The organism is Peribacillus sp. B65, assembly GCF_058513295.1.
The window spans coordinates 1,682,765-1,694,844 of the sequence record NZ_CP195840.1 but is presented as its reverse complement, the minus strand read 5'-3'; the positions used below and the strand labels follow the sequence as shown (position 1 = coordinate 1,694,844).

Here is a 12,080-nt window from a genome sequence, read left to right as displayed (position 1 = left end):
TAGGTTCCTTAAGGTAATTTAAGTTGTTTGTTTTCTTTTGATTCTTTATACAGCACAATTGTGTTGCCGATAATCTGAACCAATTCCGCCCGTGCACCCTTTGATAAAGAAAGACCCACATCATCACGGTCCTCTTCACAGTTTTGCAGGATGCTGACCTTGATTAATTCACGTACTTCAAGCGCCTCACCAATTTGCTTGATGAGATTATCATTGACGCCGCCTTTACCAACTTGAAAAATTGGATTGAGGTGGTGGGCCTTTGATCGTAAAAATCTTTTCTGTTTACCTGTTAACATGTGTTACCTCCTAGTTTGTTCAAGACAATATCTGTCATTCTTGCTGTATCCGGCATAATGCCTGTCCATATCTCAAAAGCGAGCGCGGCCTGGTTGATGAACATCCCTAGCCCATTTTGTGTTTCCGCCCCTTTTTCCCCCGCTTCACGCAGCAGCTTGGTTTGCAGAGGGTTATAAATGATATCACTGACAATGGCACCGGTTTTAAGCTGGTCGACCTTTAACGGTGAATGATCCAATTCAGGACTCATTCCAGAAGAAGTCGTTTGGATGATTAAATCATATTGTGATAAGCTTTCTTCCGCTTCGATAATCGAGAGTGCCTTCGATACTTTATCATATGGGCAATCAGAAACAAGCTGGGCCGCCCTTTCCTTTGTCCGGTTTGCAATATCAACTTGCTTTACCCCTTCTTTCACGAGGGTAAAATAAATCGCACGCGCAGCACCGCCCGCTCCGATCACTAACGTTTTTTTAGCCTTGATGTCACCTGATATTTCATCGCATAAAGATTTGAAAAATCCATTTCCGTCTGTATTATACCCTATAAACCGACCATTTTTGTTAACAACCGTGTTTACAGCCCCGATTGCAAGGGCCAGTTCATCCACTTCATCAAGGAAAGGGATGATTGAAGTCTTATGAGGAATCGTGATGTTAAACCCTTCTATACCAAGGGCCTTCATGCCTTTTACGGCATCGTTCAAACGCTCAGGTGTCACATGAAAATGATGATAAACCGCTTCTATATTTTCTTTTTCAAATGCATCATTATGAATGTCCGGTGACATCGAATGTGCAATTGGATCTCCCATTACCCCATATATCTTTTTCATAGACTAGACGACCCCTATATTTAGATTAATGATTTGCGAACGATCACATTGACGCCCTTTGGAACATGTGCAACGATTTTCGCTCCTGGCTCATTGACCGTCACCCAGCCAAGACCAGAAAACACAATATCCATTTTACCATCTTTCAAGGAGAATTCATGTGGAATCAGCTTCGGAAACTCCTCGATTTGTTCAGGCCGTGGGGGCGTCAATAATTCCCCGGCATGGTTTTTATACAATTCATCGGCATTTTCCAGTTTCGTACGGTGAATATTCAATTCATTCGAAAGGTAGCAAGTCAGTGAACGCCTTCCGCCTGAGACATAGTCCAGTCGGGCCAACCCTCCGAAAAATAGCGTCTGTCCTTCATTCAGTTGGTAAACTCTCGGCTTGATTTCCTTTTTCGGCATGATCACCTTGAAGTCCCGTTTGTCCACATAGTGAGCCATTTGATGATGATTAATGATTCCTGGTGTATCGATCAATGCCTGTTCATCTTCCAAAGGAATTTCGATCATATCCAAGGTAGTCCCAGGGAAGTGGGAAGTCGTGATGATATCGTCTTCACCGCTCAATTCTTTTATAAGGCGGTTGATGAAAGTGGATTTACCTACATTCGTACAGCCCACAACATAGACATCTTTACCTTTGCGGTACCGCTCAATCGCATCAGCCGCTTCCAGTATGTGCTTTCCCTTTTCCGCACTGACAAGCAGGACATCAACCGGGTTAAGACCCAATTCCTTGGACGATTGCTTCATCCAATTGATCAACTTGTTCGTTTTTACGGATTTAGGCAATAAATCGACCTTATTTCCGATCAAAAGAACATCATTTCTTCCTACAAATCGATGAAGGCCAGGCAGCCAGCTTCCATTGAAATCAAAAATATCGACGATTTTGACGATTAAAGAGTCGGTTTCGCCTACTTTATTCAAGATTTTCAAGAAGTCATCGTCTGTTAAGGATACATCCTGAACTTCGTTATAATGTTTCAATTTAAAGCAGCGCTGACAGACGATCGTTTCTTTTTCCAGGGCTGATTTAGGGGCATAGCCCAACTCTTTCGGATCTTCAGTCTGGACCTTCACACCGCAGCCGATGCACACTAATTCTTGATGATTGTTCAATTGTGATCCTCCCATTCTATCATTCCTTTTCGTTTAAAAAACGCCATGATCTTTCTTTCAAAATAACGATTGATCCTTGTTCTGAATTCGTCGGTTTGTGCTACAGGGAGCACTAAGATCGTATGAAACCCGCCTCTGTTCCCTCCCAATACATCCGTCAATAGCTGATCGCCGATTACCACCGTTTCTTCCAATTTCAATCCCATTGACTTACGGGCTTTATTGAAAGCTCTTACCATCGGTTTTCTGGCCTGGAAGATAAACGGAATGTGAAGCGGATCGGAAAAAGCTCGAACTCGATTTTCATTATTATTGGACACGATCGTCACTAAAATCCCATGATCCCGCAAATTGTCGAACCATTTGATTAAATCGGGGGTGGCAGTTGGCCTGTCCCATTCAACGAGAGTATTATCCAAATCGGTAATGACTCCCTTGATCCCTCTTTTTTTCAATTCTTGAGGATCTATATTAAAAATGCTTTTAACATGTTCACTCGGCAAAAATAATTTAAGCATATTGACACCTCTATATTTTCATTAAAATTTACCGTTTCCATCATATCGAATTTTTAGCTCACTTTCAAAAAAAATTAGGAAAGAAGGGCTGACGGTAAAGAAACATCATAATGGATGTTTTCAGATATGGAAAGGCATTTTTTATTAAATAATGGGAAATTTGCTGGCAGACCATAACCAAAGAACTAATTATTCATAAAAGATTTCGACAAAAATTTCATTTGTTCAACCTGTGGATAACTTTACTAACATTTTCCATACTGATGTGCACCATTTCGTTCACCTTGTAAACAACTTAACCACAGGTTATCCACTTTCAACTGTGGATAACAGAACGATTGTTCTCCACGTTTATTTCTGATACAGTAGGGGTACATCAAGGAAGACTTATCAATATATGCAAGTAAATACCAAATTATTCCTCGCAATCCCAACTGGAGGTGAGCAGCCGTATATGGCGTTCTGATGCAAAAACTATCTGATGACCTGTTGCTTGAATCCTATTTTAAAGCACAGAATTTAAAGTTGAGTACCGATTTCATCCGCCTCATAGAAACGGAAATTCATCGAAGATCCCTAACGCATAAAATCCGATCAATATTTTAATATGGAATACATAGGCTGACATCAATTGTCAGCCTCTTATTTTCAATTGAAGTTAGACGGCCCTCATGAAACCGATCGTTTCACCTACACGGACATCTGCGGGAATGGATATGTTTCCTTCAAGTTCAAAATTTCCTTTTTCAAAAAGAAGCACCACTGTTGAACCAAAGCTGAAATAAGAAAATTCCTGCCCTTTTTCCAATTCCTGAGATTCATCAGTAATGACGATCGAATTTATGAACATGGCCCCGACTTTCACCATCGCCAAACTTCCCGCTTCATTTTGCAATTCAGTTACTGTCCGATAATTTTTTGATAAAGGCTCTTTTCCATATTTCATCCCCCATTTATTAACGGGGTACGATTTCCTTCCAAGGGTCCAGCGTTTGACTACAGAACCCTTGATTGGCGAATGGATCCTATGGTAATGACTCGGGCTTAAGTATAACACGAGATATTTGCCGCCTAAGTACTTTTCCAACCGAAGTTCATCCCCGAGCATTTCCTCCATTGAATATATCTTTCCCTTAACGACGATCTTTTTATCAGCCCGTATCTCCCCTGAATCCTCAAGAACACCGTCAACAGGACAAGCCACCGCGGAAGGAACTGCCGTAATTGGCCTGGCGTCCGCCTTTAACTGCCTTGTAAATAGTTCGTGCAGATTGGTATAAGCTTTTAACTCCTTACCAAATTCTTGTTGATTAAGGTTAAATGTTTTTACATAAAGTAAAATTAAGGGCCTGCTCCAACGAGATTGGCTAAAATGCTTTAATAATCCTGATGAATACTGACCATTCGTCAGTTCAATAAGAATGCGATATAAAGACTGAAACAAATAAAACCACTCCAAATTGTAAAATTATTCTAAAATTCCCTTGCATAAATTGTGTTAAGTAAAATATTATTATATAATAAATACTTATGTTTAATATATTTTGTTTTAATTTGTTTCATTTGAAAGGAGTGAAAAGATGTTTTTATTACACGCCCTCGATCAAACCATTAAAAAAGTGAAAGCACAAACAGCAAATATACTTACTTTAATGAATTTATCCCTTGGTGGATTTGCAATAATTGCCGTGATGCACGGCCAATTGAATTTAAGCCTGCTTTTAATCTTCCTGGCTGCCCTTGCAGATCGCTTTGACGGTATGGTTGCACGGAAGTTCAACATTGAATCGGAATTGGGTAAGCAGCTTGATTCCATGTGTGACATCATATCTTTTGGCGTCGCACCAGCTCTATTATTATACCAAGGAATATTGATAGAATTCGGAGCACCCGGCACACTCTTCACCGTTTTCTATATTGGCTGTGGCGCATTTCGTCTCGCCCGCTTCAATATAAGTGAAAGCAATGGATATTTTACAGGAGTGCCAATTACGGTTGCGGGCTGCATCGCCACTTTAAGTTATCTCGCCATCCCGTATTTCCATCCGGTCTTTTTCTTATCCCTCATGATTATATTATCATTACTTATGGTCAGTCCATTTAAACTGAAGAAAGTTTAAATAAGAAAGCGGATGTCCTAAACCGGACATCCGCCTTTTTTCGTTCATATTCAGCCTAAAACCCATCTTATGCTTTTCGGACTAATGGGTCGGTCAAACGCATGAATTCTTCAACATCCTCCATACAGGCATTGACCGCTTCTTCCCAAAAATCCCGGGTCTCCAAATCGACGCCTAAATGTTTCTCCGCCAGATCCTCGACCTTCATGGAACCTGTATCCTTTAATAGAGCGATATATTTTTCTTCGAATCCTGCAGGTTCTTTCAGGGCATTCGCGTATATGCCTAATGAGAATAAGTAACCGAATGTGTACGGAAAATTATAAAATGGTACACCTGTAATATAGAAATGGAGCTTTGAAGCCCAGAACGTTGGATTATAATCACTTAAAGCATCGCCATAAGCTTCTTTTTGAGCATCTACCATCAGTTCATTCAACCGTTCGGCACTGACATACCCTTGTTTCCTCTCGTCATAAAACCTTGTCTCGAATAAGTAGCGGGCATGGATATTCATGAGTAATGCCACGGAACGCTGAATTTTATCTTCTAAAAGCACAAGCTTTTCTTCCTCACTGGCCGCTTCCTTCACAGCCGCATCCGCTACGACCATTTCAGCAAAGGTAGAGGCTGTTTCAGCCACATTCATGGCATATGACCGATTCAATGGATGGATATCCCTCATTGCATAAGAATGGAATGCATGTCCCAATTCATGAGCCAATGTCGATACATTGGATGGGGTGCCCGAATACGTCATGAAAATCCTTGACTGCTTATTTAATGGAAAGCCGGTGCAAAAACCTCCTGGTCTCTTACCTGGTCTGTCCTCCGCTTCAATCCAGCTGTCTTCAAAAGCTTTCTGGGTGAAGCTTGCTAATTGAGAACCGAACTTCGAGAATTGCTGTATGATGAAGTCTGCACCTTCTTGATAATCCATTACTTTGGACTGTGCCGTAACAGCAAGCGGTGCATCCAAATCCGCCCAACTTAATTTATCCAGATCCAATAACTCCGCTTTTCTTTTTAAAAACCTCACAAGCGGCTCCTTATGATCGGCAATGACATTCCACATGCTTTCGAGCGTTTCTTTTTTCATCCTCCCTATTTCAAGAGGCTCTTTCAAAATATCATCCCAGCCCCTTTTTTCATTCACACTGAGACGGAATCCAGCCAAGTGGTTCAGCGTCCGGGCAAAAAGGTCACTCTTTTCCTCCCAAGCCTGTTCCCACGCGGTAAATAATTCTTTCCTGGCCCCTTCATCAGGATCAGAAAATTTATTCGCCGCTTGGCCTACAGAAAGCTTTTCACCCTTATATGGGATGGTCATTGAACCGACGATCGTATCATACATTTGGCTCCAACCTTCGAAACCGTCCATGGCCAATTGGGTGATTAATGATTCTTCCTTTACGGAAAGCTTTTCCTTGGCCTTTTCCCGGCGTTCATTCAATACGAATTTCAATTCATTCAATGGTTCTTTTTCGAGGATTTTGTTAAAAACCGCATCATCAAGCTGTATCAACTTTTCATCCAGCCTGCTTAACACCATTTTTAGTGAAGCGACTATCTTCATTTGTTTGATCCGCAGCTGACCAGCCTTTTTATCCTGCGCATTTTGAGCTTCCAGGCATCCAATGAAGGCACTGGCCTGCGTGGATTTCATATTTGTATTTTTATAAAGATCAAATGCCTCGATTAAACTGATTTCATCATTGCCTTTTGGATTGATATTGCTTACAAGTCGGTCTAATTCTTTTACCTCTTCGTTAATTTCATCTAAAAAAATCAGGAACTCCTTAGAAGAGCTTCCTCCTCTAAAAAAAATATCCAAATCCCACGTCAAAGAATATCCCATCCTGCATTGCCCCCTTTTTATCACTAATCCCATTATAGGGGTTAATTCAAAATTTTTCTAATTAAAAGGAATTTTCAGATATTTGTCAGAACATTTTTCTATATCCCAGATTAAAAGCATGTTATGATGAATATATTCTTAGGAAAGGGGTGGTTGATTCATATGAAATTCTTTATTCACATGTCTGCCATCATCCTGCTCCTTTGGACGCTGCCCATACAGTTCCATCATCATGCACAGCAGCTGACCATTGAAGAACATACCGATGTTCACCATTGGGATAAGGCCGACAAGAAACAGCCTTTCGTGCCTTCCTTCAATTCCTGGCAGTCACTTATCATTGTTCTAATTTTCGAATTTTCCATTTTGAGTTTTCTTTATTTTCACTCAAATTTACGCCTGCGGTATCTCAGCCCAGTTTTTTTTCAGGCGAATTACGTAGCCCTACGCTCTGACATTTTATAAAAAAATAAAATGGAGGAGTGATTCATATGTGGTTCCGACTAATTATGATAGGGGTCTTTTCTTTAACCGCTTCACGTCTGTTCCTTTTTCAGGGAATCGAGATTTATCATGCATTTACGGATTTGATCCGAAATAAATATTAAAAAGAAGAGTGCGGGGAAATTTTCCCCGCACTCTCTTTGACTTTATGATTCCTATCCTTTAGCTTTCTTTTCCTTCTCTTTTTCTGCTCTGTAAAATTCGTGGAACATCTTCATCAAGGCACGTTTTTCGATCCTTGATACATAACTGCGGGAAATGCCAAGCTCCTTAGCGATTTCCCTCTGGGTTTTTTCCTTTTTCAAATCCAGTCCGAACCTGCCTACAATGACTTCCTTTTCGCGTTCATCCAAAATATCAATATACTTTTTCACTTTTTCAATTTCCATATTGAGCTGAATCGTATCGATGACATCTTCCGATTCCGATTTCAGTACATCGATTAAACTGATTTCATTTCCTTCTTTATCCTGACCGATCGGATCATGCAGGGAAATATCTTTCTTCGTTTTCTTTGTCGCTCGTAAATGCATCAGGATTTCATTCTCAATGCATCGCGCCGCATATGTGGCCAGCTTCGTACCCTTCCCATCCGAATAACTCTCAATGGCCTTTATCAAACCAATTGTCCCAATCGAAATCAAATCCTCTGTATCTTCGCCCGTATTCTCGAATTTCTTGACGATATGGGCAACAAGCCTGAGATTATGCTCGATCAGGATGTTACGGGCATCACCATCACCCTCACTCATAAGCTTCAGATATTTCTTTTCATCCTGAGATGACAGAGGCTGGGGAAAAGCGTTGTTTTTCACATAGGAAACGAATAAGTAAAATTCTTTGATAATATAACCGACAACTGTAAGTATTCCGGGCATTGGTTTCATCCCCCGTTTCTTTGGTTTCCCTATTCATACCTATGCAGCAGTGGGCTTGTTCGTGTCTGTCCCACTAAAAGAAATCAGGAAAGTGTTAAATGTTCAAACCAGCCTGGAGGAATTCCCAAGCGAACGAAGGCAATTGTTCATATAATGATAGGGAATTTTTTAGGGAAAGGGGGTTTTTACAATGGGATATAACTATGGACCATACGGATGCAGCTATGGTTATCCGGCTCCTTCGCCTTGCTATGCAGGGTCCGGTTACGGCTTTGGTTATGGCCTGTTTATTGTCCTCTTGATTTTATTGCTCATTTTCGGGTTTTGGTGGTTGCCGGGATGTGGATTTGGTTATGGAGGATCAGGTCCGTGCTGCTGATTCAGGCAAAGAAAAAAACTCGGCCCGAGTGCCGAGTCTCCCCTTTTACATATTCATTTCTACGCTTGTAGTTCCGAGTTAGCGTCATAACAACATAACTTCAATTTTATCCCTTGGCTTCTTCCCCTGTACATATATAAACCATGGCGATGCACCGGCAAATCCGTTAGCCGGTATCCTTCTCCTGCCAATAGCAACGCTTCTCTCCTTTTACGTATAACAAGTTCAACATATTAACCTCCACCTTTCTTAATTTTTTATGAACGGAATACCAACCTCGTATATTTATTTTTTAGAAAAAAGGACGATGCTTCATCGCTTTATCTAGATGTTCTTCCCGAATCTTGTGGATTCTCTCCTGCTGCAAACATTCCTCGGCAGTCATTTTTTTCATTTTAATCGTGATTGTGAAAAAAAGCATATTCAGTGTCATAATATCACCTCCTTTAAAGGGGCGGCCTACAAAAAGGCATAAAAAGACCGCAGAAAGTTACGTCCTCCTGCGGGTTCTTTTTGAAAATATAAAAAGGCCGCAGGATAAAACACTTCTCCCTGCGGCCGCTATGTCTGAATGATTAATAAAGCCAAATTGCTTTAGAAATATTCCGCTTGGCACAGGTCGAATGTTATTTGATTGTCATTTGAAACGGACCGGCTGATTGCGATTGCGACGACTCCATGTAGATACAATGTCATTTTCTTCGACCTCCTTTGGAATATTTTTTATTACTTGGTAAGTATATCCACAAATTCGATATTTGTAAACGGCTTTTGCCTATTTATTTGAAAATTTCGATCTTTTCACCCATTTTCAAGGGCTATTATTACCTAAATGGCACGAAGTATGATAAATCCGCCCTATTGGCAACAACACTAGAAAAAAAACCTGATCCTTTTAAAGGATCAGGTTTTTTTATGAGGGTTTGTAACGTCGATTTCCGCGGGCGGTCCGGGAGCCTCCTCGGAGCGCTTTTCCCGCAGGAGTCTCGCACAACCGCTCCAATCAACTTTGTTTTGAAATTTAGATAAAACCCTTTTGTCTAAACTAAGGTTTGCTTTTATTGTTTTAAAGAGTCCTGGTCATCCATTTCGGCCAAGATCTTTTTATATTTTTTGGATAATGAGAAAAATACTATGGATATGCCCAGGAACGTTATTGTCGCTCCCATATAGACATATGTGTCAATGATCGCTTTGTCGCCAGAGGGAAGGATGGTTCCTAAATAGAAGAACGAACCCACACATAACAAAGTGATCGCAAATTGTTTAAAATCGACCATTTTCGAACGCAGCATTGCCGCCGTTTGTATTTTGCGGTTTCTCATGCCATTCCACCTTCTTTCAAGCTAATAAGATATCGATATCTCATTCTACCATATTTATTCCAAATTCCAGGGTGTAAATAATGGCAGTAAGCTTGGAAGCGTTCCCTCTCAGATTATCCTTGCAGCGCCTGTTCCAAGTCTTCCAACAGGTCTTCAACATCTTCCAGGCCAACTGAAATGCGAATCAACCCATCGGTTATTCCAAGCTCAGCACGGCGCTCAGCCGGAATGGAGGCATGTGTCATCAGGGCTGGAATGGAAATTAAGCTCTCCACTGCTCCCAGACTTTCCGCAAGTGTAAAGAATCTCACTTTATTCAAAACGGATGCGGCTTTTTCGGCACTGCCGACATCAAATGAAACCATACCGCCGAATCCACGCGATTGTTTTTTGGCAATTTCATGATTCGGGTGGCTTTCAAGACCAGGGTAATAGATTTTCGAAACGTCTTTATGCCCGGATAGGAAACGGACGATTTCGGATGTGTTTTTTTCATGCTCTTCCATCCGGATACCCAGCGTTTTAATGCCTCGCATCAGCAGCCATGAATCCTGGGGCCCTAGCACGCCTCCTGTAGAGTTTTGGATGAAATGAAGGTCATTGCCAAGTTTTTCATCATTCACCACCACAAGACCCGCTACAACATCGCTGTGTCCCCCCAGGTACTTCGTGGCGCTATGAAGCACGACATCGGCTCCAAGTGCAAGTGGATTTTGCCAGTACGGCGTACTGAAGGTATTATCCACAATGGTCAGGATGCCGTTTTCTTTAGCTATTTTTGATACTTCCCCCAAATCGGTGATTTTCAATAATGGATTCGTCGGGGTTTCAATGAACAGCGCCTTCGTATTGTCCTTTATCTCTTTTTCGATCGAGTGTATGTCACTCGTATTGATGAACGTAGCCTCCACCCCGAAGCGATTAAGCACTTTAGTGATGACCCGGAAAGACCCTCCATAAACGTCATCGGTCATCAATACATGATCACCTTGATTGAACAGCATCATAACCGCGGTCATCGCTGCCATTCCTGATCCGAAGGCAAAGCCTCTTTTTCCTTCTTCGAGATCCTTGATCAACTCTTCTAGGGCATGGCGGGTTGGGTTTCCTGTGCGGGAATATTCATAGCCCCGGTGATTTCCCGGTCCATCCTGTTTATAGGTGCTCACTTGATAAATCGGCACCGAAACCGCTCCTGTTTTTTCATCACCAACAATGCCGCCATGGATCAATTGTGTTTTTTTTCTCATTTTACATACCTCCCTGATAAATTTTTTTGCTTAAGTATCGTTCACTGGAATCCGGAAATATGACGACGATATTTGACCCACGTGGAGCCTTGGCTGCTTCTTTCATGGCCGCTGCAAATGCCGCGCCCGAAGAACTGCCGACAAGGAGGCCTTCTTTAAGCGCCAATTCCTTTACCATATGGAAAGCGTCATGATCGCTTATCGTATGGATTTGGTCAAAATACGTTGCATCCATATAGGTTGGCAAAAATTCCATCCCGATGCCCTCTGTTTTATGGGGTCCTGCTTTGCCGCCGTTTAAAATCGATCCTTCTGGTTCGACGATGACCGTTTTGACAGCAGCGTTCTTTTCTTTTATATATCGCGATGTTCCCATGAATGTCCCGCCCGTCCCGGCGCCGGCAACAAACACATCTACATCGCCTTCCATCTGTTCCCATATTTCAGGTCCCAGCGTTTTATAATATGCATCAGGATTGGAAGGGTTGGCGAACTGCTGAGGACAATAAGATCCCGGAATTTCAGCCAGCAGCGCCTTAGCCTTGGCAATCGCACCTGTCATTCCTTCCTCTGTCGGGGTCTGGATCACATTCGCTCCAAGAGCACGCATCAATTCCTGTTTCTCTGCACTGAATTTCTCCGGAACGCAAAAAATCACGTCCACGCCACTGTTTATCGCAGCCAACGCCAATCCGATTCCAGTATTTCCGGCAGTCGGTTCGATGATCGTCCCGCCCTTTTTCACCTTCCCTGTCTGTAACGCTTGAGCTAACAATTCCTGACCAAGCCGATCCTTCACACTGCCTCCCGGATTAAAGTATTCCAGTTTGGCAAAGATACGGACTTCATCCGGAAGCGGGAAATGGGTGATTTCCATCATCGGTGTTTCCCCTATCAACTCATGAATGTTTTTAAAGACTTTCATATTCGGACATCCTTTCATAGTTATCCTACCAATTTAATAAGGATTATGCAATAAAGAA

General features: G+C 41.9%; 14 protein-coding genes. 2 read left to right on the top strand and 12 right to left on the bottom strand.

Annotated elements, in window-relative coordinates:
* Positions 1–8: 8 nt before the first annotated feature.
* The 4 genes from yhbY to ACSR9O_RS08270 are packed head-to-tail and all read right to left on the bottom strand — an operon-like array spanning position 9 to position 2,783.
* Positions 9–299, bottom strand: a complete 291-nt coding sequence (gene yhbY, locus ACSR9O_RS08285; protein ID WP_076365174.1) for a ribosome assembly RNA-binding protein YhbY — start codon at positions 297–299, stop codon at positions 9–11.
* The gene (gene aroE, locus ACSR9O_RS08280) at positions 293–1,135 is read right to left on the bottom strand and encodes a shikimate dehydrogenase (RefSeq protein WP_101222625.1); all 843 of its coding nucleotides are present in this window, start codon (positions 1,133–1,135) and stop codon (positions 293–295) included. The genes yhbY and aroE overlap by 7 nt, the downstream gene beginning before the upstream one ends.
* Before the next feature lie 20 nt (positions 1,136–1,155).
* Positions 1,156–2,265, bottom strand: a complete 1,110-nt coding sequence (gene yqeH / locus ACSR9O_RS08275; RefSeq protein ID WP_491724281.1) for a ribosome biogenesis GTPase YqeH — start codon at positions 2,263–2,265, stop codon at positions 1,156–1,158.
* The gene (locus ACSR9O_RS08270) at positions 2,262–2,783 is read right to left on the bottom strand and encodes a YqeG family HAD IIIA-type phosphatase (RefSeq protein WP_101222627.1); all 522 of its coding nucleotides are present in this window, start codon (positions 2,781–2,783) and stop codon (positions 2,262–2,264) included. Before ACSR9O_RS08270 ends, yqeH begins: the two co-directional genes overlap by 4 nt.
* A 465-nt stretch (positions 2,784–3,248) precedes the next feature.
* On the opposite strand from ACSR9O_RS08270, the gene ACSR9O_RS08265 reads away from it, so the two are divergent.
* Positions 3,249–3,389, top strand: a complete 141-nt coding sequence (locus tag ACSR9O_RS08265; RefSeq protein WP_034311351.1) for a sporulation histidine kinase inhibitor Sda — start codon at positions 3,249–3,251, stop codon at positions 3,387–3,389.
* Positions 3,390–3,441: 52 nt separating this feature from the next.
* Here the strand turns inward: ACSR9O_RS08265 and ACSR9O_RS08260 are convergent, their stop codons facing one another.
* Positions 3,442–4,227: a phosphatidylserine decarboxylase gene (locus ACSR9O_RS08260; RefSeq protein ID WP_101222628.1), complete on the bottom strand. Its 786-nt coding sequence runs from the start codon at positions 4,225–4,227 to the stop codon at positions 3,442–3,444.
* Between the two features lie 136 nt (positions 4,228–4,363).
* Between ACSR9O_RS08260 and pssA the strand changes: the two genes are divergently transcribed.
* Complete coding sequence (pssA, locus tag ACSR9O_RS08255) at positions 4,364–4,903, top strand: CDP-diacylglycerol--serine O-phosphatidyltransferase (protein WP_207437093.1); 540 nt, start codon at positions 4,364–4,366, stop codon at positions 4,901–4,903.
* A 67-nt stretch (positions 4,904–4,970) separates the two neighbouring features.
* On the opposite strand, the gene ACSR9O_RS08250 is transcribed toward pssA, so the two are convergent.
* The 7 genes from ACSR9O_RS08250 to ACSR9O_RS08220 all read right to left on the bottom strand — a co-directional run bounded on the left by ACSR9O_RS08250 (position 4,971) and on the right by ACSR9O_RS08220 (position 12,022).
* Positions 4,971–6,761: a M3 family oligoendopeptidase gene (locus tag ACSR9O_RS08250; protein WP_230177042.1), complete on the bottom strand. Its 1,791-nt coding sequence runs from the start codon at positions 6,759–6,761 to the stop codon at positions 4,971–4,973.
* A gap of 138 nt (positions 6,762–6,899) precedes the next feature.
* Positions 6,900–7,037, bottom strand: a complete 138-nt coding sequence (locus ACSR9O_RS08245) for a hypothetical protein (RefSeq protein WP_260358124.1) — start codon at positions 7,035–7,037, stop codon at positions 6,900–6,902.
* 383 nt (positions 7,038–7,420) lie between these two features.
* Positions 7,421–8,143 (bottom strand): RNA polymerase sporulation sigma factor SigK, encoded by a 723-nt coding sequence (gene sigK / locus ACSR9O_RS08240; protein ID WP_034308596.1) that lies wholly within the window; start codon positions 8,141–8,143, stop codon positions 7,421–7,423.
* 671 nt (positions 8,144–8,814) lie between these two features.
* On the bottom strand, positions 8,815–8,955 hold the full coding sequence (locus ACSR9O_RS08235) for a YrzI family small protein (RefSeq protein ID WP_072273247.1): 141 nt from the start codon (positions 8,953–8,955) through the stop codon (positions 8,815–8,817).
* Positions 8,956–9,580: 625 nt separating this feature from the next.
* Positions 9,581–9,847, bottom strand: coding sequence for a YrhC family protein (locus ACSR9O_RS08230; protein ID WP_230177044.1), 267 nt, complete (start codon positions 9,845–9,847; stop codon positions 9,581–9,583).
* Positions 9,848–9,960: 113 nt separating this feature from the next.
* On the bottom strand, positions 9,961–11,097 hold the full coding sequence (locus ACSR9O_RS08225) for a bifunctional cystathionine gamma-lyase/homocysteine desulfhydrase (protein ID WP_230177045.1): 1,137 nt from the start codon (positions 11,095–11,097) through the stop codon (positions 9,961–9,963).
* Between the two features lies 1 nt (position 11,098).
* Positions 11,099–12,022 carry a PLP-dependent cysteine synthase family protein gene (locus ACSR9O_RS08220; RefSeq protein WP_230177046.1) on the bottom strand — a complete coding sequence of 308 codons (924 nt, stop codon included), beginning with the start codon at positions 12,020–12,022 and terminating at the stop codon, positions 11,099–11,101.
* Between the last annotated feature and the right edge of the window lie 58 nt (positions 12,023–12,080).

Excerpts from the sequence above, each read along its gene's own strand:
- yhbY (WP_076365174.1), bottom strand. The coding sequence starts at position 299 with ATGTTAACAGGTAAACAGAAAAGATTTTTACGATCAAAGGCCCACCAC.
- aroE (WP_101222625.1), bottom strand. The coding sequence starts at position 1,135 with ATGAAAAAGATATATGGGGTAATGGGAGATCCAATTGCACATTCGATG.
- ACSR9O_RS08270 (WP_101222627.1), bottom strand. The coding sequence starts at position 2,783 with ATGCTTAAATTATTTTTGCCGAGTGAACATGTTAAAAGCATTTTTAAT.
- ACSR9O_RS08265 (WP_034311351.1), top strand. The coding sequence starts at position 3,249 with ATGCAAAAACTATCTGATGACCTGTTGCTTGAATCCTATTTTAAAGCA.
- pssA (WP_207437093.1), top strand. The coding sequence starts at position 4,364 with ATGTTTTTATTACACGCCCTCGATCAAACCATTAAAAAAGTGAAAGCA.
- ACSR9O_RS08250 (WP_230177042.1), bottom strand. The coding sequence starts at position 6,761 with ATGGGATATTCTTTGACGTGGGATTTGGATATTTTTTTTAGAGGAGGA.
- ACSR9O_RS08245 (WP_260358124.1), bottom strand. The coding sequence starts at position 7,037 with ATGGTGAACATCGGTATGTTCTTCAATGGTCAGCTGCTGTGCATGATG.
- sigK (WP_034308596.1), bottom strand. The coding sequence starts at position 8,143 with ATGCCCGGAATACTTACAGTTGTCGGTTATATTATCAAAGAATTTTAC.
- ACSR9O_RS08235 (WP_072273247.1), bottom strand. The coding sequence starts at position 8,955 with ATGACACTGAATATGCTTTTTTTCACAATCACGATTAAAATGAAAAAA.
- ACSR9O_RS08230 (WP_230177044.1), bottom strand. The coding sequence starts at position 9,847 with ATGAGAAACCGCAAAATACAAACGGCGGCAATGCTGCGTTCGAAAATG.
- ACSR9O_RS08225 (WP_230177045.1), bottom strand. The coding sequence starts at position 11,097 with ATGAGAAAAAAAACACAATTGATCCATGGCGGCATTGTTGGTGATGAA.
- ACSR9O_RS08220 (WP_230177046.1), bottom strand. The coding sequence starts at position 12,022 with ATGAAAGTCTTTAAAAACATTCATGAGTTGATAGGGGAAACACCGATG.